Genomic DNA, 18,623 nt, shown 5'->3' on the forward strand with positions numbered 1-18,623 from the left:
GTTGTATTAATTGTTTTTTAGACTGATATTATAAAAGACAGGTCCAAGATTGAACTCATAGCCGTCTACTTTATTGGTAACAGCATTTAAGGCAACTTTATGTCCAATTAAAGTAAATGGCAGTGTATCCCACACATACTTTTGGGCAGCATCAATCGCAGGTCTGGCGTCCTCCACATTGTCAGCAGCCTTAATAGCTTCTAAATATTTAGTTGATTCTTCAACAGGCGCACCATATGAAGTCCAAAAGCCTTGGAAAATCGTGGAGCGTGCAGCCCAATCAACAGGGTAAAGATCCCAGCTACTTGTATCCGTTAATTTTTCACCGAATGTTGCCCAATCATATACTTCCAGTTTTACATTGACACCAATATCCTCTAATTCCTGTTGGACAACCACAGCGGTATTATATTGATCCTGATAGTCACGGGAAGTCAAAATCTTGATTTCTTCGCCTTTATAGCCAGCTTCTTTCAAATATTGCTTTGCTTTATCTTGATCATGCTGATTATATTCTGAACTGCCAGCTTCACTGTAATAGTTCGGGAATTGCTTATTAACAATAGAAGAAGTTAACTCATAGAAATCAGAACTTCCATAAGAGCTGGACAGGATGTCTTCAGCATTTATGACCGCATTGACTGCTTTTCTTGCGTTTAAGTCTTTGAAAAATCCTTCTTGTGAATTATAAAAAAGACCTAAGAAACCGCCAGGCGCTGATTCAAGGGTAGCAGTCTGTGCCCCTTCGACTTGCTGTGCATTATCACTGGATATTCCTAATGCAATATCAAATTGTCCAGTCGTCAATCCAGAGATTCTTGTAGATTCATCGGTAATAAAACTGATTTTAATTTCATCTAGATGTGGTTCTTTTTTTAGTTCTCTGCCATCTGAAGAGTAGTCAGCAAATTTTTCTAAAACTAAATATTGATTTTGTTTCCATTCCTTCACTTTGTATGGTCCTGTTCCTATATATTCTGTTGCCCCTTCATCTGGCGCATTTTCAATAATTTCTTTAGGCATAATAACGGCTGCGGGAATTGGATCGGCGAGCAGTGCAAGCGTATTTACATTAGGTGTTTTTAAATGGAGCTCCACTGTATAATCGCCTGTTTTTTTAACGATTGCTCCAATAAAGTTTGTTTTGCCGAGAGAAGAAAGCTTAATCCATCTATTAATAGACGCTTCTACATCATCTGCCGACATTTCTTGGCCATTATGAAACTTTACGCCTTTACGCAACTGGAATGTATATACTTTCTTATTTTCACTTACATCAATTTTTTCGGCTAAATCTGGGACAACATTGCCGCTGTCATCAAGAATAACGAGCTTTTCATAGATACTCCTTGTTGCATCCTTTACGGAAGAGTTACCGGTGATTTGCGGATCAAGTGTGGTAGGCTCACTTTGAAAAGCGATATTCAACGTTCCTCCATCTTGAACTTCATTGTCCGTTTTGTCAGAACTGCTTGTTGTGCCAGTATTGTTGCTGCAACCAGCCATTACGAATACAACAAGTAATAATGACAGCCATTTGTACTTTGTTTTTTTCAAAGTAATACCCCCTGTAGCGTGTAGTTTAATTCCTACTATTTAACTTTGTATTGTAGGATTAGTGCTTATGCTAACATCTGACAGAAGATTTGTTAAATTAAAAAAACTAATAAATGACTTTAAAAATACTAATTTTTGGAATTGAGAACCGTCTAGTTACCTGTATTAATAAAATTAAAGCATGACTTTAAAAATACTAATTATACATTTTCAAATTTTTGGTTTATGATAATCAAAACTATTCCTACAAGATTTGTTGGTATTTAAAAAAAGCTAATGGAGGATGAGAATGATGACAAAGAAAAAACAAATTCAATTTGGTGTTATGCTGCACGGCCCTGGAGGACATATGAACGCATGGAAAGATGAATCTGTTCCTGCAGACGCTAGTGTAAATATCGAATATTATCAATCTATCATTAAGCAGGCAGAAGAAGCTGGGTTCACGTTCGCTTTTGTTGCTGATGGTCTTTATATTAATGAAAAATCGATTCCTCATTTCTTGAACCGATTTGAGCCGTTGACGATTTTATCTGCGCTTGCCACCATTACTAAAAATATCGGTTTAGTCGGGACAGTATCTACTTCTTATAGTGAACCATTCACGATTGCTCGCCAGTTTGCTTCGTTAGATAAGCTGAGCGGCGGCAGAGCAGGCTGGAATGTTGTTACTTCTCCATTAGAAGGATCAGCAGAAAATTACAGTAAAGCAGATCATCCTCACCATGCGTTAAGATACGAAATTGCCGAAGAGTACTTGCAAGTGGCCAAAGGCTTGTGGGATTCGTGGGACGATGACGCATTTGTAAGAGACCGCTCAACGGGACAGTTTTTCAATCCAGAAAAATTGCATACCTTAAATCATACCGGCAAGCATTTCTCTGTCAAAGGTCCATTAAATATCGAACGTTCAAAGCAAGGTCAGCCGGTTATTTTTCAAGCTGGCTCATCTGAAGCAGGGAAATACCTTGCTGCAAAGGACGCTGATGCTGTTTTTACTAATTCGAATTCATTTGAACAAGCTAAGGCTTTTTATGATGACGTGAAAAATCGGGCAGAGCAGCTTGGCAGAAGCAAGGATGACATCAAAATCTTCCCTGGCATCCACCCGATTGCAGGCAGAACTATTGAAGAGGCGGAAGAAAAATATGCAGCTATTCAAAATCTTGTATCCATAGAAGAAGCATTAAATTACTTAGGAAGATTCTTTGACCATTTCGATTTCAGTGCCTTTCCTCTTGATGAGCCTTTTCCTGAAATTGGGGATGTCGGTGCAAACAGCTTCCGTTCTACAACAGACGGCATCAAAAAACTGGCGAAGGAAAATGGCCTATCATTAAGAGAGGTTGCCCTGCAAGTAACAACCCCGAAAAGCGCTTTTTTTGGAACATATGAGCAAGTGGCAGACCAGCTGATTGCTTGGATTGACGGTGGTGCTGCAGATGGCTTCATATACGGTGCCCCAGTGCTTGGCAGCGGTTTGTCTGATTGGATTGAACACATCCTGCCAATTTTGGAAAGCAAGGGCTATTACAATAAGGAGTATACTGGTACAACGCTCCGCGAGAATTTAGGTTTAGCATACAAGCATAGCCAATACGAAAAACAGCCAATTAATCAAAAATAAACTTACAGGGGAGGAAGGAATTCACATGCTGCTGGATTATGGGCTTGTCGTCTCAAAAAAAGTATTTCGAATCAAGAAAAGGGAAGCATTTGCTCATTGTGAATATCTTCATTTTCCCGAAGTTCGGTTCTTTCAATGGTGCAATGAAAAATACAAAATAAATAAAGGGATTTACCATACAATTGATGAATGGTTTTATTCACACGGAATTCATAATATCATCAGCAGACGGATTCATGTTATTGCTTACTTAGAATATTTGTGGGAACAAGAGCAATTCCAAACAGACAGCAAGTATGTCAAATTTGGGAGCGGCGGGTTAGTTAAATCACTTAAGCAATTTCTGGAGGAATCTTAAAAGCAGCTTATCGGAAAGGGAGGATGAAAATTGGGATTAAATATAGTGAGCGATAATAAGAATGAACTGGAAAGTCATTTAATTGATGTTCGCAGGAATCTTCATGCTGAACCTGAACTTTCTAACCAAGAAATAGAAACTTCCAAGAAGATAAAGAAATGGCTGGAAAACGCAGGAATTTCCGTGCTGGATGTACCATTGCAAACAGGTATCATTGGCGAAGTTAAAGGAAAGTCTGATGGGCCGGTTGTTGCTATCAGGGCTGATATTGATGCTTTGCCAATTAATGAGGAAGCTGTTAGCTCATTCCAATCTACTATTCCTGGTGTTATGCATGCGTGCGGCCATGATTTCCATACAGCTGTTATAATTGGAGCCGCTTATTTGCTGAAAAACAGGCAGGACAGATTGCGGGGAACAGTCAGAATTATCTTCCAGCCGGCTGAAGAAACTGGCCATGGTGCCAAATCTATTATAAATTCAGGCGGTTTGAACGCAGTGGAGGCAATATTTGGCCTACACAATGACCCGCTTAGTGAGGTCGGTGTCCTTGGTGTAAAGGAAGGCGTGTTAACAGCGGGAGTTGACCGGTTCGAAATTAACATAAAGGGAAAAGGCAGTCATGCTGCAAGACCACATGAAGGTATTGATCCTATCGTAATTGCCTCAGAAATTATTTCAAGATTACAAGCAGTTATAAGCAGAGAAACGAAGCCGAGTGAAACAGCCGTTATCAGCGTCACACAAATCCGCGGCGGCAACACTTGGAATGTAATTCCTGAGACAGTTTACTTAGAAGGCACTGTAAGGACATTTAAGGAAGATATTCGCGAAACGATACGAAAAAAAATCGAGCGAGTCATTAAAGGAATAACAGAAACATATGGCGCAAAAGGGGAACTAATCTGGCATGCTGGCCCGCCATCTGTTAATAATGACCCAGAATGGACCAACTTTGCGAGCCATATTGCAAAAACAAATGGCTATAAAGTAGTCGAAGTTGAACCAACATCAGGAGGAGAGGATTTTTCCTTTTACCAGCAATTAATTCGTGGTGCTTTTGTTAATATCGGCGTATCTGGTGAATATGGTCTCCATCATCCAAAATATACACTGAATGAAGAAGCGATATTGCCGGCGGCTTATTACTTTGCAGATCTTGCAGAACAGGCGTTAAATAAGATTTATGCAGAAAATTTCGCAAAAAAATCTAGCTGATGGAAGTAGATTATAAGCTTAAAAGGACCCTATGAAGAGTCCTTTCAAACGGAAGACAAACTCTCTATTATTAAAGAGTTGTCTTCTTTTTTTATTTTTACAGGGTGAAGTCTCATCCCATAACACAGGCAAGTGATAATGAATGTTCGTGTTTTGCTAATTCTATTACTAACGTGAATGAACCTTCTCTCCTTGGACCCACACTTCTTTAATGTTTTCTGGACGAACAAGGTATAGTATTTTTTGGAAAATATCATCTAATTCTTCCTCTGAATTAAAAATAGGAAGCTTAGCTGCGGGCGCTTTTGTATCAATAATTTGAACGTCCCACGAATAGTTTTCTGCTATTTTTCCAATAGGCAGGCTTAAGCTTTCACCACCGCCAGCTGTAGCTAAATAAAAGGCTTCATGAATGGAAATGCGAGAATCTGGCACACCGCGCTCTTCTGCAGAAAGTGCAGTGCTGACACCATCTTCTAGCATGCGAGACGAGACGACTGCTTGCTTTGCATTGTCATAAATACTTGGCGTTGCGCCTGCTGAAATATCGGTTCCAAGGCCAATATCAATTCCCATTGCTTGAAATCGTTTTAAAGGTAAGACACTGTTGGCGAAATATGCGTTCGATAATGGACAATGACTAATGGCAGTGCCGGTGCTTGCAAACAATGCAGCATCGTTGTCATCAAGGAAATTGCAGTGAGCCATAACTGATTTTTCGCCTAGCAATCCAAAATCATTAAGTGCAAAGGCGTCCTTTTTTTGCAATCTATCTTTTACATATTGGTGTGCCCAATCACTTTCACTGCAATGGGACTGTATATGAGTGTCATATTTAGCAGCCAAATCACCTAGTCCTTTCAACGCTTCGTCTGAACAGCTTGGTATAAAGCGAGGTGTAACAACAGGGTAGACGCCTTGCTTCACATCTTTGGCTAATTCCTGTACGGCAAGGATAAACTCCTCTGTATCTTTAAGAGCTGTTTCTGTATCAGCATCACGGTAATAGAGAGGATTTTGTTCTGGATCATCCATCACTACTTTTCCTACAAGGCCTCGTTGTCCTTTTTTTGCACAAATCTCTGCTAATAATAAGCTTGCTTCTTTGTGAACTGTCGCGAAATAAAGCACAGTTGTAGTTCCATTGGCGAGTAAGGTGCTAACTAAATCTTCATATACTGACTCAGCAAATGATAAATCTGCATATTTTGCTTCAAGGGGGAAAGTATACGTATGCAGCCAATCATATAGCGGGAGATCAAGGGCAGTCCCTGATTGTGCCCACTGCGGAGCGTGAACATGTAAGTCGACAAAACCAGGTAAAAAATATTGGCCTTCATCTAATTGCCGAAAGTTGGCATCTTCTTTGTGTGCAGTTAAAAGGGAAGCATAATCCTCTTCTTCAGGGCTAACAATCTTTTCGATTAAGCCTTCAGCATTTACAAAGAAGAGGTGGTTTTTCAAGATATTTACTTTTTTAGGAGAATAACTAGTGAATGCAGTGCCGTGAAAAATATACGTATAATTAATAATAAACACCTTCCTATTGTTCGTGTTTTATGTTAATATAAACATTGTAATGGATGATTAGTAGCTAGTCTACAGAAAATCATATCGCTTTGCTAGATTTAAAGAAACAAGAAAAATTATTTTTGAAAAATATCTTGAACTTAATAAATTTCGTGGTATTGTAGTAACAAACCAAAATTAAATAGTGTTTTTCATATAATCGTGGGGATATGGCCTACAAGTTTCTACCTGTTTACCGTAAATAAACTGACTATGAAAAGCTAAAAGAATGGCTTATGAATATAGGTCTATTCTTTTGATACTTTGAACTATGAAGCTCGAAGTACATGCTTTTCTGTTGTCTGGAAAAGTATGTATTTCGAGCTTTTTTGCTGGTAGAAACTTTTGATTATATGAATGTCTAATAACCTATAGGGGGAATGGGGAAATGGAAAAAGAGATGAAGGAGACTATCACGGAACAAAAAGAAAAAATTTCCGTTGGCAAGTCGATTTTTCTAGGTTTACAGCAAGTATTAGCAATGGATTTATTTATTCCGCCAATTATTTTGGCCGGGTTACTTTCTTTTTCCGTATCAGATAGTGCCTTATTGATTCAAATGACGTTTATCGCATGCGGAATTGCCACGATTATTCAAGCAGGATTTGCCATGAGGCTTCCAGTTATGCAAGGGCCGTCTTTTGTCCCATTAAGTGCATTAGCAGCGATTGGCACAACGTCAGGTATCGGTGCCATGATTGGCAGTTTAATTCCTGGTGCATTAATTGTTGCTTTATTAGGTTATCCGCTCAAGGTTTATAGCAAGGTTGTCAGAAAAATCATACCGCCAATCGTTGCAGGAACGGTTATAGTGGTTGTTGGCCTTTCGTTAATGCCGAGTGCCATCAACTCCATTTATACAGCAGAAGGCAGCTTTGGAGAGAATATTCTAGTAGCTACCATTACTGCGGCTGTTCTTATCTTCTGTATGTATGTCGGAGAAAAAGCTAAATCCAAATGGAGATATATTAAAATTGTATCAGTTGTTTTAGCACTTATTATTGGCTCTATTGTTGCGTCATTCTTTGGATTAGTTCATTTTGATTCGTTAAAGCAAGCAGCATGGTTCCAAATGCCAGGTCTATTTTCTTTCGGTATGCCAGAGTTTAATCTGCATGCCATTCTAGTAATGGTCGTTGTTTACTTTATTGTCACTATTGAAACTACTGGAACATGGTTTACTGTCAGTAAAGTAACTGGAGAAGAGCTGGATGAAAAGCGATTAAATGGCGGCGCTCTTGGGGAAGGGTTAGGCTGTTTCGTTGGTTCCTTCTTTGGGGGGACACCTGTAACAGGTTATTCTTCTAATGCAGGTATTATCGCGATAACTGGGGTGAAAAGCCGTAAACCAATTATTGTTGGTGGAGTAATCTTAGTGCTGCTTGGCATGATGCCAAAGCTTACAAGCTTAATTGCCTGTATCCCAAGTGTAGTAATTAATGGTGTGTTTGCGATTTTATGTGTTGTTATCATGATGAATGGTTTTAAAGTTATTAAAGATGAAGCATTTACAGAAAGAAATATGCTTGTTATCGGTGTGCCGATTATGCTTGCATTATTCGCTGTATTAATGCCTGCAGATGTGTTAGCTGGATTGCCAGAAATCGTTACTTATTTTGTATCATCTGGAACAGCTATCGGAGCGATTGCTGCATTAGTTCTGAACCTAGTGCTTCCACAGAAAAAAGACGATAAAGTAAAAGTTAATGATGTTTCCATGAACGTAAACTAGAAAAAGAGGAGAGTCTTACACAATGCAACAAGATAGATTATGGAATGAATGGCATCCAGTATGTAAAGCAGAGGAATTATTAGAAGATCCAAAACAAGTATTTGTACTTGGAGAAAGAGTCGCTATTTTCCGCAATGAAAAGGGAGTTCATGCCTTTAAGGATTTATGTATCCACCGCGGCGCTGCCCTTTCGCTTGGAAAGGTGAAAAACGGAAATTTAGTGTGCGCTTACCATGCGTGGGAATATGATTGTGTTGGAGCCTGTGTAAAGATTCCAGCCCTTCCAAATGGAAGAGCTATTCCAAAGAAGGCAAAAGCAACTGTATATCATTGTGAAGAATATCTTGGTCTAATCTGGGTTAATTTAGGTGACAATCCAGCTCCGCTTATTTCTTATCCAGAATTCAACATGGAGAATCATCGTACTGTCATCTGTGGTCCTTATGATGTAGGAGCAAATGCACCAAGAATTATTGAGAACTTTCTTGATGTTTCACATCTTATGTTCGTACATGAAGGTTTACTAGGAGACGAGGAACATGCGGAAGTAGTAGATTATAAAGTAGAATTTATCGATAATCGCTATATTACAAGCAAAATTCCTGTTTATCAGCCAAATCCTGACGGACGTTCAAAGGGTGGCTATGCAGATTATGTATACGAAATCTTAAATCCAACAACAGCTCGTTTTACGAAGACATCAGAAGGCTCAGACGATGCATTAACTATTTTACTGATTGTTAATCAAGTAGATAATGAACAATCACAAGCATATATGCTGTTAACAAGAAACTATGATTTAGATATGCCTGACGAACCATTTGTTGAGTTCCAAGACACTATCTTTTATCAAGATTTAGATATTGTACAAAGCCAAAAGCCAGAACTGCTTCCGTTGGATTTACAAGCAGAACTGCATCTTAAATCAGATGCCCTAACGATAGCTTATCGCAGATGGCTGAATCAGTTAGGTGTGGAAAATGGGACTACACCCGTTCATGTGAGAGTGTAGCCTGGGATATTGATTTCCGCTGCAGGAGTACTTTAATCTTAATACACTTTTAAGCACGGGGAAACCCGTGCTTTTTTGAATGGGAGAATTGTTTCTAGAACTTTATAACAAGTGTTATTAGTGGCATAATCATGGAAAGCTTTGCAAAGGATTTATAGACTAGCATTAAAATAGTTCATCCTTGTTATGCTGTTAAGATTAAATAAAGACAGGAGCTTACGCTTATGACTGACTTTCATGAAATCAAAGTTTTACATACACCAAAAAATAAAATAATAGACATTATTTATATTCACGATGATTTTTTGTGTTATGTAGGAGAGGCTCATCCTCGTCAAACGGAACTAATCAGTACTATCCCAGTATTTTATCCGGATAGTAAAGAATTCGAGCAATTAGCTGTAAATGACTTAAATTTTTTAAATAAATTCCATAATAAGATAGCAACAGAAAAAGGAATTGCTTTAGCAGGAATCTGTATAATAACTGCTTCTTCTTTTAAAACATTAGCAGACATAACGAATCAGTTAATAGCTATAGCTCGTAATTTAGACGAATATACACTCCATCATTTTGATAACACTTTTACAAAGGATGAAAGTATTAGTAATCTTTCAAAATTATCAACTATATTGAAAAATATTTCTTTATATCACACAGAATATATTTTGCTGTGGGAAGGTATTTAAAAGTGTACAAGCACACTATAAATTACTGAATATCATATAGGAAGATAATGAAAAAGAGTGTGATGAAAATGAATAAGAAAAGAAGGGGTAATTCTGTCTCTAACCCTAGTACATTAACACAGTCTAATTTACAGGCTTCATCCGGATATAATGTCAACATAGCAGTTATTGGCGATAGTCATGTAGGCTATTTAAATAGCCAAAGTATTTTTAATAACTTCCTCCCCCGCGTTTTAAGCACTGGGAACAAAAGATATGTCATTTTTGGTGGAGACAACGCCCATGCTTTAGGAGCTTTTACAACAGCAGAAGCGCGAAGTTATTATCAGCAGTTTAAAAATATTGTTGACCATAATCTGGGACCTAAAAATATATATTACCGAACGTCGATAGGAAACTGGGAAGATACTAGCAGGAATGACAGCAGAAGTTTATTTCTGCAATATTTTAATCCGTTAACAGGCAGAGTGAGTATTCCAAGGACTCAAGGGTTAGTGCAGCATGTTTGGCTCGATAATGGTACGGGAACATTCAGCCAAGACAGCATTGACCTCCTAAATAATCTGGATAACAATCATTACTATATTATCGATACTCATTGGCCGCTTTATGTACCAGGAATTTATAATACTGTCAGCTCAGATCATGTGGTGAGCCGACAAGAAACGGACCGTTTTTTTAATGCCATTCCTGCTAATGTTAGAAATAGAATCCTCGGGATCTTTACACATCACGCCCATGTTTTTTATTCCAAGCTAACCAATATCCATTCCAATTTTCCTAATACTCCATTCTTTGTAACAGGATGTTCAGGTGATTATAAATGCTCTTCTTTTGAAAGTGGTTACTACGATGTAGACGTTACGATTCAGAATAACCAAGCCTTCTTACAGGCTAGGAAAGTCATTCTTTAATATGGAAAATAATGAGCTAAAGTACCCTTGATAAAAATTAACTTGCTATTTTTATTATTATTTGATAAGATGTAGGAAGCGTATACAGAACGGATTGTAACTGTTAAATCAGGCAAAACCGATTACCTTATTTTTAAAGGGTGGGTTTTGCCTTTTTCTCTATATATCGGAGGGTAATAAAGTGAACATCGAGAAAATATTAAACAATAATGCAGTTATCTCTGTAAAAGATAATCAAGAAATTATCATCATTGGTCGTGGAATAGCTTTTCAAAAGCGGGCTGGTGATCTTATAGATGAAGAACAAATCGATAAGATTTTCACTTTAGAAAACGAAGATATAATGACGAAATTCAAAACCTTGATTGCTGATATGCCGATTGAATATATGCAATTATCGGAGAAGATTATTGCATATGCGAAGATGAAGCTTGGTAAGAAATTAAACGAAAGCATTTATATTCATTTAACGGACCATATTTATTATGCAGTGGATCGATTTAAGAACCACCTTCCTATAAAAAACGGATTACTATGGGAAATCAGACAGCTGTATAGAGATGAGTATGAGGTAGGATTAGAAGCATTGAATATGATTTGTGATCAATTTGGTGTAATATTGCCAGAAGATGAAGCAGGCTTCTTGGCACTTCACTTCATCAACGCTGAATTGAATGAAGAGATGCCAGTTGTTCATGATATGACAAAGATTATGCAGGAAATTTTAACACTTGTCAGGTATCACTTTAAAATTGATTTCAATGAGAATTCCCTGCATTTCTATCGATTTATTACCCATCTCAAGTTTTTTGCGCAGCGTTTAGTGAAAGGAAATCACTATAACAGCTCTACAGATGATGATTTATATCAAGTAATTCAGATGAAATACCCGGAAGCACATAAATGTGCGCTGAAAATAAAGAAATTTATCGAAAGCATGTATACTTATGTGTTAACAGATGAAGAAATGATCTATTTAACGATCCATATAGAACGAGTTGTCAAAAGCAATAATGACAAATAGGGTTGTAACCTTGCGGGCAAAACCTAAATCAAACAGAGATGTTTTGATTTAGGTTTTTTTTGTTGGAAAATTTCACGTCAACAGGGAAATGAATATAAGTGTATTAAATAAAAAGGAGAAAAGAAAATGAGCTACAATAAACTTGCTAACGACATAGTTGATTTAGTCGGAAAAGAAGAAAATATCTCAAGCCTTGTTCACTGTGCAACACGCTTACGTTTTAAATTAAACGATAGCAGCAAGGCGAATAAAGAAGCACTGCAAAACTTAGACGGGGTGCTTAGTGTTGTAGAAAGTGGCGGACAGTTTCAAGTGGTTGTTGGAAGTCATGTTCCGGAAGTATATAAAGAAATAAACAAGATCGCTAATATTGGCAGTTCGGAGCAAACATCTGAAAATGCACCGAAACAAGGCATTGGGGCGCAAATTTTTGAAGTAATATCACGAAGTTTCTCCCCATTAATCGGAGCGCTTGCCGGTGCAGGTATGTTAAAAGCAATCTTAACAGTCTTAACAATGACTGGGTTATTATCAGAGACAAGCGGGACATACTTTATTCTGTCTGCGGCTGGAAATGCAGTATTCTATTTCCTTCCGATTCTTTTAGGGATTACAATTTCTACTAAGCTTGGCGCAAATCCTTATGTTGGTGGAACAATTGGGGCTGCATTACTTGAGCCTAACTTTACGGGGTTAATGACAGAGACAAGTAATGTTTCTAGTTTCCTTGGAATTCCAGTTGTACTAATGGATTATTCGTCTACTGTATTCCCTGTGTTTATTGCTATTTGTATTTATGCACTACTAGATAAATTCTTAAAGAAAATTATTCATAAAGACTTGCAGCTATTCTTGGTGCCGATGCTTTCATTAATGATTATTGTGCCATTAACTGTGCTGGCATTCGGTCCATTTGGGGTGTATGTAGGAAACTGGATTGGTGATGGTATCAGCTTCTTAAGTTCGAAGAGTGGTTGGTTAGCAGGTGCCGTTATGGGTGCAGGCTGGACTTTCTTAACAATACTTGGACTACACTGGGGCCTTGTGCCGCTTATCCTGCAGAATTTAGCAGAAGGATATGATCCATTAATGGCTATGCTTTCCGCCGCTGTGTTTGCCCAAATGGGATTAGCAGTGGGGATATTCTTAAAGTCAAAAGACAAGAAGGTAAAAACTGTTGCTGGTTCTACTTTTTTACCAGCAGCATTAGCAGGTGTAACAGAGCCAATTATCTATGGACTGCTGCTGCGTAATAAACGAACAATTCCTTTCGTTGCCATTGCTGGTGCAATCGGAGGAGGAATAAGTGGCGCTCTTGGTAATAAAGCTATGTCCTTTGCGTTTCCAGCTTTCTTAACAATTCCAGCTTACACACCAATTGTGTCATTTATTATTCCAATGATCATTGCATTTGTAATTGCTTTAGTATTAGTACTAGTGCTTGGATTTGAAGATAAAAAGAAGAACGAAGAAGCATCGAATGAACCAGTTGAAAAAGAAGCAGAAAAAGTAGAAGAAAAAGCACAACCACTTATAAAACAAGAAGTAATTTCTAGCCCATTAACAGGAACGGTACTGCCATTATCAGAAGTAGACGATGTTGTATTTGCTTCAGAAGCAATGGGGAAAGGAATAGCGATTGAGCCAACAGTTGGAAAAGCTATTTCACCAGTAAATGGAACGATTACGACCGTTTTCCCGACAGGTCATGCGATAGGTATTACTTCAACAGATGGAGCAGAAATATTAATTCATATAGGCATCAATACTGTTCAATTGAATGGTCAATACTATACACCGCATGTTAAGCAAGATGATGTAGTAAAGCAAGGCGATCTGTTAGTAGAGTTTGATATTGAGAAAATTAAAGAAGCTGGTTATCCAGTAACAACGCCAGTGATTGTCACTAATACAAGTGAGTATGTAGAAGTCGTTGGAACAAGTGAAGAAAATATTGTCCAATCCGAAAAACTATTAACGGTTATCGTTTAAGCAATGTGAATAAGGAGAGAGTGATACACTATTCTCTCCTTCATATAAAGGAGGAAACAAACATGACATCAACATTTAAGTTCCCAGAAGGATTTCTTTGGGGAGGAGCAACTGCAGCAAACCAATTAGAAGGTGCCTCAAATGAAGGTGGAAAAGGCTTAAACACACCAGACGTGCTTCCAGGCGGGAAAGTTCGATTAAAAGTGCTTTCAGATCCAGGCTTTGATTTTGAACTAGACACAGAGAAATATACGTACCCAAACCATGAAGCAATTGACTTTTACCACCGTTACAAAGAGGATATTGCCCTTTTCGCTGAAATGGGATTCAAAACTTTCCGTATGTCCATCGCTTGGTCCAGAATCTTTCCTAATGGCAATGAACTTACGCCAAACGAAGAAGGCTTAGCATTCTATGATCGAGTGTTTGATGAGCTATTAAAATACAATATTGAGCCAGTTGTGACAATTTCTCACTATGAATTGCCAATTCATCTAGTAAAAGAATACGGTGGTTGGAGAAGCCGTGAGTTAGTAACATTCTTTGAGAGATATGTAACAGTACTATTCAACCGTTACAAAGATAAAGTAAAATACTGGATGACATTCAATGAAATTAACAGCAGTCTACATATGCCAATCCTTGGTTTAGGATTTGCGATTCAAAGTGAAGAAGACCGCTACCAGCTAACATTCCAAGCATATCACCATCAATTTGTAGCAAGTGCAAGAGCGGTTCAGCTTTGTCATGAAATCATTCCAGGTGCACAAATTGGCTGCATGCTTGTTTACCTGCCAACTTACTCTGTAGATTCAAACCCAGAGAACGTTCTATTCGCATTGCAAGAAGAACAAATCTTCAACTACTTCTGTGGAGATGTGCAAGTGCGTGGTCATTATCCAGCATTCATTAAGCGCTATTTTAAAGAACATGGAATTGAACTAGATATTAAAGAAGGCGACTTAGAGCTAGTTAAGGAGCATACAGTTGACTATGTTGCACTCAGCTACTATATGTCTCGTACAGAAAAGAAAGACAAGAAACCAGAAGAAGTGGGCCAAGGTAACATCCTAGGCGGAATAAAAAATTCCTTCTTGAAAGCAAGTGATTGGGGCTGGGAAATTGATCCAACTGGATTAAGAATTTCTCTAAACCAACTATATGATCGTTATGAAAAACCTTTATTCGTTGTCGAAAATGGTTTAGGTGCTTATGATAAAGTAGAAGCAGACGGAACGATTAACGATGATTACCGCATTGACTACTTGCGTGAACATATAAAAGCAATGGGAGAGGCAGTTCAAGATGGAGTAGAGCTAATGGGTTATACACCATGGGGCTGTATCGATTTAGTAAGTGCATCAACAGGCGAAATGTCTAAACGCTACGGTTTTATTTACGTTGACAAGCATGACGACGGCAGCGGAACATTAGAACGCAGCAAGAAAAAATCATTTGACTGGTACAAAAATGTAATTGCAACAAATGGGGAAGAGCTATAAAATTAAGGAAGCATGAGACTTATTCTCATGCTTTTTGTTTGTTTAAAAGGATTATTGGTAAAATCTATTAAATTGGCTCTGATAAAGGTCATTTTTGATGTTTATTTTAATAGAAAAGACCAAGACTTTAGTGTTTGTCACAAAAAAATTTAAAAAATAAAATTATTTCTATACATCAGCCCTTAATAACACATAATTATTATCAAAGTAAGCATGTATTCTATGCCCAACAAATAAATCTCCATCATCATATTCACAGTAAATTTCATTTGCTCTAATTTCGATGTCATAAAGGGTAATTGCTTCCTGAAAATTTTCTTTTGTTATATCATATTCCCCTGCATCTACAGCATCCCAATTTAAATTTTCATCATCCTCATCATACTCGGGCCAAAAATCATTTTTATAATCAATCAATTTCTCTGCTATGGATACTTTTGCATTTTTATCAAATTCTTCTATACATGAAAAAAGTTTTTCTGCTTTTTTCAACATCTCATCTACATCAACCAATTCATTTCTTATATCTAATTTCCAATGTATTTTCCCTTCATTTGCCTCATATACTTTTAAATCGTCATTATATGTAAACACTCCAATGAATCTACTTTGTATTGATTTTTTCATCTCCTGGCACCTTTCTATTAACATAATCCTCTATTGATTACATCACTATTTTCTTGCTTTTTTATCTCTAATTCATTATAGAAATTAATTAACCCTTCTTCCACTAACTACCCCGATAGTTAAAAAAGGAACATCAACATTATTCTCTATCAGAACTTTAAATTAATAATTCGAAATAATATGTTATTTAAATATTGTCATTTGGGAAAAAAATCCTTCGAAAAATGGACATAAATTTTTATAGAAATCCATGTTAACATTATAAATATAGTGGAAATAGAAAAAGAAATACATATACTACGATGAATTAAAAAGGTGGATATGTGGTTTTTTAAATGAAAATGAAGGAATGATACATTTTATTGTGCAAAGAGTAACAAAGTATGCAATAACTTGTTCATTATTTCACATAAAATTACATTTTGAGGAGGGTGAAAATGGAGTTTGATACAGTTACGGTAAGCAGATTAATTACTGCTATGACTCTAATTTTTCATATTGTTTTTGCTACATTAGGTGTAGGAGTACCATTATTTATTTCTTTAGCTGAATTTATTGGAATTAAAAAGAAAGACAAACATTATGAATTATTAGCTAAACGCTGGTCCCGTGGTTTTGTAATATCTGTAGCTATAGGTGTGGTTACAGGGACGGCTATAGCCTTACAGCTATCTTTAGTATGGCCTAACTTTATGGAGCTTGCAGGTAATGTAATTGCATTGCCGCTGTTTATGGAAGTCTTTGCATTTTTCTTTGAAGCAATTTTCCTGGGGATTTATTTATATACTTGGGACCGATTTAAAGGGAAATATACACACTGGTTATTATCTTTACCTGTCATCATCGGTGCAGGTATGTCCGCAGTATTCATTAGTACAGTGAATTCATTTATGAATTCACCAGACGGATTTACAATGGTGAATGGTGAGTTTACTGCTGTAAATCCATTGCAAGCAATGTTAAACCCGTCAACTCCAACAAGAGTTTTTCACGTCTTAGGAGGTTCATATTTAACAGTTGCTGCAATTTTAGCTACCATTGCTGCGTTTGCACTATTAAAAAAGAAAGGTGCTGCAGAATATCATAAGAAAGCATTAAAAATGACTGTTATTTCTATGTTTGTGTTCTCTATGCTAACTGCATTAGGTGGAGATTTATCAGCAAAGTATCTAGCTAAGCACCAGTCAGAAAAATTAGCAGCTGCAGAGTGGCACTTTGAAACAGAGGGAAATGCCGATCTAGTTCTGTTTGGATGGTTAAATGAAGACAATGAAGTCGTTGGAGCTATTCGAGTCCCAGGTTTTCTAAGCTTTTTAGCTCATGGTGATTTTACGAGTGAGGTACTAGGTCTTGAGGAAACCCCAGAAGGTGAGCGACCACCATTAATCATTCACTATTTGTTTGATTTGATGGTTATGATTGGCTTTTTCTTATTAGGAATTTCATTCCTATATCTAGTGTTAAGTAGATTTAAACGATGGGATGTCCATAACAAGTTTGTATTATGGTTACTCGCTTTAGGAGGCCCACTTGCGATGTTAGCAGTCGAATTTGGCTGGGTATTTGCAGAGCTGGGCAGACAGCCATGGATTTTAAGAGGATATATGACAGTGGAAGAGGCAGCAACTAAATCTCCCTATATTGTTCACATGTTTTTCTTATTTTTAGCACTATACTTAGTGCTTGGAACCCTATTTGTCCTTACTTTAAGGAAATTATTTAAAGATAAGCCTGTGGAACTCGAATTAGAGAAATACTACCCTGAACTTAATAAGGGGGATAAAAAATGAGCTATGAAGTAATTGGGATTAGTGTATTATGGATATTTTTATATGGATATCTAATAGTGGCATCCATAGATTTCGGTGCAGGCTTTTTCGCTTACTATGCAAAAGTTACGAAACAAGATCACATTATCAATAAAATTATTTCACGTTATTTATCTCCAGTTTGGGAGGTAACAAATGTATTTTTAGTATTCTTTTTTGTTGGTATTGTTGGATTCTTTCCATCAACAGCCTATTACTATGGATCAGCATTACTTGTACCCGCAAGTTTTGCCATCATTTTGATAGCTATTCGCGGTTCCTTTTATGCTTTTGAAAATTATGGGTCAAAACAAAGTAATATTTATATGTTTCTATATGGTGCAACAGGGCTATTTATCCCAGCCTCTCTATCGGTTGCCTTAACGATTTCTGAGGGCGGATTCATTACAGAACAAAATGGACACGTATCATTAAAATACTTTGAGTTATTTACTAGTCCATTGGCTTGGAGCATTGTTGGTTTGGCTATTGTCTCTGTCCTGTTTATTAGTGCGAGCTTTATAACGTACTATGCATCAAGAGCAAATGATATACCGGCACTTCATTTAGTAAGAAAATGGGCACTTTTTTGGGCAACACCAACCATTATTATGGCACTTACAACCATGATAGCTTTAAGTCAGCGCAATCAGCAAAATTACGAAAATATGATTGATTTATGGTGGGTTTTTGGTCTATCGATGGCATTTTTCTTAATTGCGATTAGTCTATTGTATATTGGCAAGTATTATGGTGTTGCTTTTATAGCGATTATGCTGCAATTTCTTTTTGCCTTTTTTGGATACGGCATGGCCAAGTTTCCATATTTACTATATCCGCAAATCAGTATAGAAAATAGTGTTACAAATCCTTCGATGGGAATTGCACTTATTGTTGCATTTATAGCTGGACTGCTATTATTAGTTCCTTCCCTGATTTTGTTAATGCGTCTGTTCTTATTTGATGCAGATTACGCGAAGGGTAAAAAATAATG

Annotated in this window: 15 protein-coding genes and 1 riboswitch; of the genes, 12 read left to right on the forward strand and 3 right to left on the reverse strand. The window is 37.2% G+C overall.

Annotated elements, in window-relative coordinates:
- Positions 1 to 6: 6 nt before the first annotated feature.
- The gene (locus ACLIJJ_RS17660) at positions 7 to 1,557 is read right to left on the reverse strand and encodes an ABC transporter substrate-binding protein (protein ID WP_411229623.1); all 1,551 of its coding nucleotides are present in this window, start codon (positions 1,555 to 1,557) and stop codon (positions 7 to 9) included.
- A gap of 292 nt (positions 1,558 to 1,849) precedes the next feature.
- Between ACLIJJ_RS17660 and ACLIJJ_RS17665 the strand changes: the two genes are divergently transcribed.
- The 3 genes from ACLIJJ_RS17665 to ACLIJJ_RS17675 are packed head-to-tail and all read left to right on the forward strand — an operon-like array spanning position 1,850 to position 4,760.
- Positions 1,850 to 3,184: an LLM class flavin-dependent oxidoreductase gene (locus tag ACLIJJ_RS17665; RefSeq protein WP_411229674.1), complete on the forward strand. Its 1,335-nt coding sequence runs from the start codon at positions 1,850 to 1,852 to the stop codon at positions 3,182 to 3,184.
- 25 nt (positions 3,185 to 3,209) lie between these two features.
- Complete coding sequence (locus ACLIJJ_RS17670; RefSeq protein WP_233314887.1) at positions 3,210 to 3,542, forward strand: hypothetical protein; 333 nt, start codon at positions 3,210 to 3,212, stop codon at positions 3,540 to 3,542.
- A gap of 45 nt (positions 3,543 to 3,587) precedes the next feature.
- Positions 3,588 to 4,760, forward strand: coding sequence for an amidohydrolase (locus ACLIJJ_RS17675; protein ID WP_411411431.1), 1,173 nt, complete (start codon positions 3,588 to 3,590; stop codon positions 4,758 to 4,760).
- 168 nt (positions 4,761 to 4,928) lie between these two features.
- Here the strand turns inward: ACLIJJ_RS17675 and guaD are convergent, their stop codons facing one another.
- Positions 4,929 to 6,293 carry a guanine deaminase gene (gene guaD, locus ACLIJJ_RS17680; RefSeq protein WP_411411432.1) on the reverse strand — a complete coding sequence of 455 codons (1,365 nt, stop codon included), beginning with the start codon at positions 6,291 to 6,293 and terminating at the stop codon, positions 4,929 to 4,931.
- A 168-nt stretch (positions 6,294 to 6,461) separates the two neighbouring features.
- Positions 6,462 to 6,563, forward strand: a riboswitch (purine riboswitch).
- A 154-nt stretch (positions 6,564 to 6,717) separates the two neighbouring features.
- On the opposite strand from guaD, the gene ACLIJJ_RS17685 reads away from it, so the two are divergent.
- The 7 genes from ACLIJJ_RS17685 (at position 6,718) to ACLIJJ_RS17715 (ending at position 15,194) form a co-directional block, all read left to right on the forward strand.
- Positions 6,718 to 8,061: a nucleobase:cation symporter-2 family protein gene (locus ACLIJJ_RS17685; RefSeq protein WP_233314889.1), complete on the forward strand. Its 1,344-nt coding sequence runs from the start codon at positions 6,718 to 6,720 to the stop codon at positions 8,059 to 8,061.
- A gap of 22 nt (positions 8,062 to 8,083) precedes the next feature.
- On the forward strand, positions 8,084 to 9,073 hold the full coding sequence (locus ACLIJJ_RS17690) for an aromatic ring-hydroxylating dioxygenase subunit alpha (RefSeq protein WP_233314890.1): 990 nt from the start codon (positions 8,084 to 8,086) through the stop codon (positions 9,071 to 9,073).
- 224 nt (positions 9,074 to 9,297) lie between these two features.
- Complete coding sequence (locus tag ACLIJJ_RS17695; RefSeq protein WP_237943162.1) at positions 9,298 to 9,762, forward strand: hypothetical protein; 465 nt, start codon at positions 9,298 to 9,300, stop codon at positions 9,760 to 9,762.
- Between the two features lie 68 nt (positions 9,763 to 9,830).
- Positions 9,831 to 10,676, forward strand: coding sequence for a hypothetical protein (locus ACLIJJ_RS17700; RefSeq protein WP_233314892.1), 846 nt, complete (start codon positions 9,831 to 9,833; stop codon positions 10,674 to 10,676).
- Positions 10,677 to 10,857: 181 nt separating this feature from the next.
- Positions 10,858 to 11,700 carry a BglG family transcription antiterminator LicT gene (licT, locus tag ACLIJJ_RS17705; RefSeq protein WP_237943160.1) on the forward strand — a complete coding sequence of 281 codons (843 nt, stop codon included), beginning with the start codon at positions 10,858 to 10,860 and terminating at the stop codon, positions 11,698 to 11,700.
- 126 nt (positions 11,701 to 11,826) lie between these two features.
- Positions 11,827 to 13,692, forward strand: coding sequence for a beta-glucoside-specific PTS transporter subunit IIABC (locus ACLIJJ_RS17710; protein WP_341079640.1), 1,866 nt, complete (start codon positions 11,827 to 11,829; stop codon positions 13,690 to 13,692).
- 62 nt (positions 13,693 to 13,754) lie between these two features.
- A complete protein-coding gene (locus ACLIJJ_RS17715; protein ID WP_411411401.1) occupies positions 13,755 to 15,194 on the forward strand; it encodes a glycoside hydrolase family 1 protein in 1,440 nt (479 codons plus the stop codon).
- A 168-nt stretch (positions 15,195 to 15,362) separates the two neighbouring features.
- On the opposite strand, the gene ACLIJJ_RS17720 is transcribed toward ACLIJJ_RS17715, so the two are convergent.
- Positions 15,363 to 15,821 carry a DUF2262 domain-containing protein gene (locus ACLIJJ_RS17720; protein WP_251646717.1) on the reverse strand — a complete coding sequence of 153 codons (459 nt, stop codon included), beginning with the start codon at positions 15,819 to 15,821 and terminating at the stop codon, positions 15,363 to 15,365.
- A gap of 437 nt (positions 15,822 to 16,258) precedes the next feature.
- Between ACLIJJ_RS17720 and ACLIJJ_RS17725 the strand changes: the two genes are divergently transcribed.
- Complete coding sequence (locus tag ACLIJJ_RS17725) at positions 16,259 to 17,611, forward strand: cytochrome ubiquinol oxidase subunit I (RefSeq protein ID WP_233314897.1); 1,353 nt, start codon at positions 16,259 to 16,261, stop codon at positions 17,609 to 17,611.
- The gene (locus ACLIJJ_RS17730; protein ID WP_127739823.1) at positions 17,608 to 18,621 is read left to right on the forward strand and encodes a cytochrome d ubiquinol oxidase subunit II; all 1,014 of its coding nucleotides are present in this window, start codon (positions 17,608 to 17,610) and stop codon (positions 18,619 to 18,621) included. Before ACLIJJ_RS17725 ends, ACLIJJ_RS17730 begins: the two co-directional genes overlap by 4 nt.
- Positions 18,622 to 18,623 lie beyond the last annotated feature (2 nt).

This window comes from Niallia laureatilytica (genome assembly GCF_046613985.1).
Classification (GTDB): domain Bacteria; phylum Bacillota; class Bacilli; order Bacillales; family Cytobacillaceae; genus Niallia.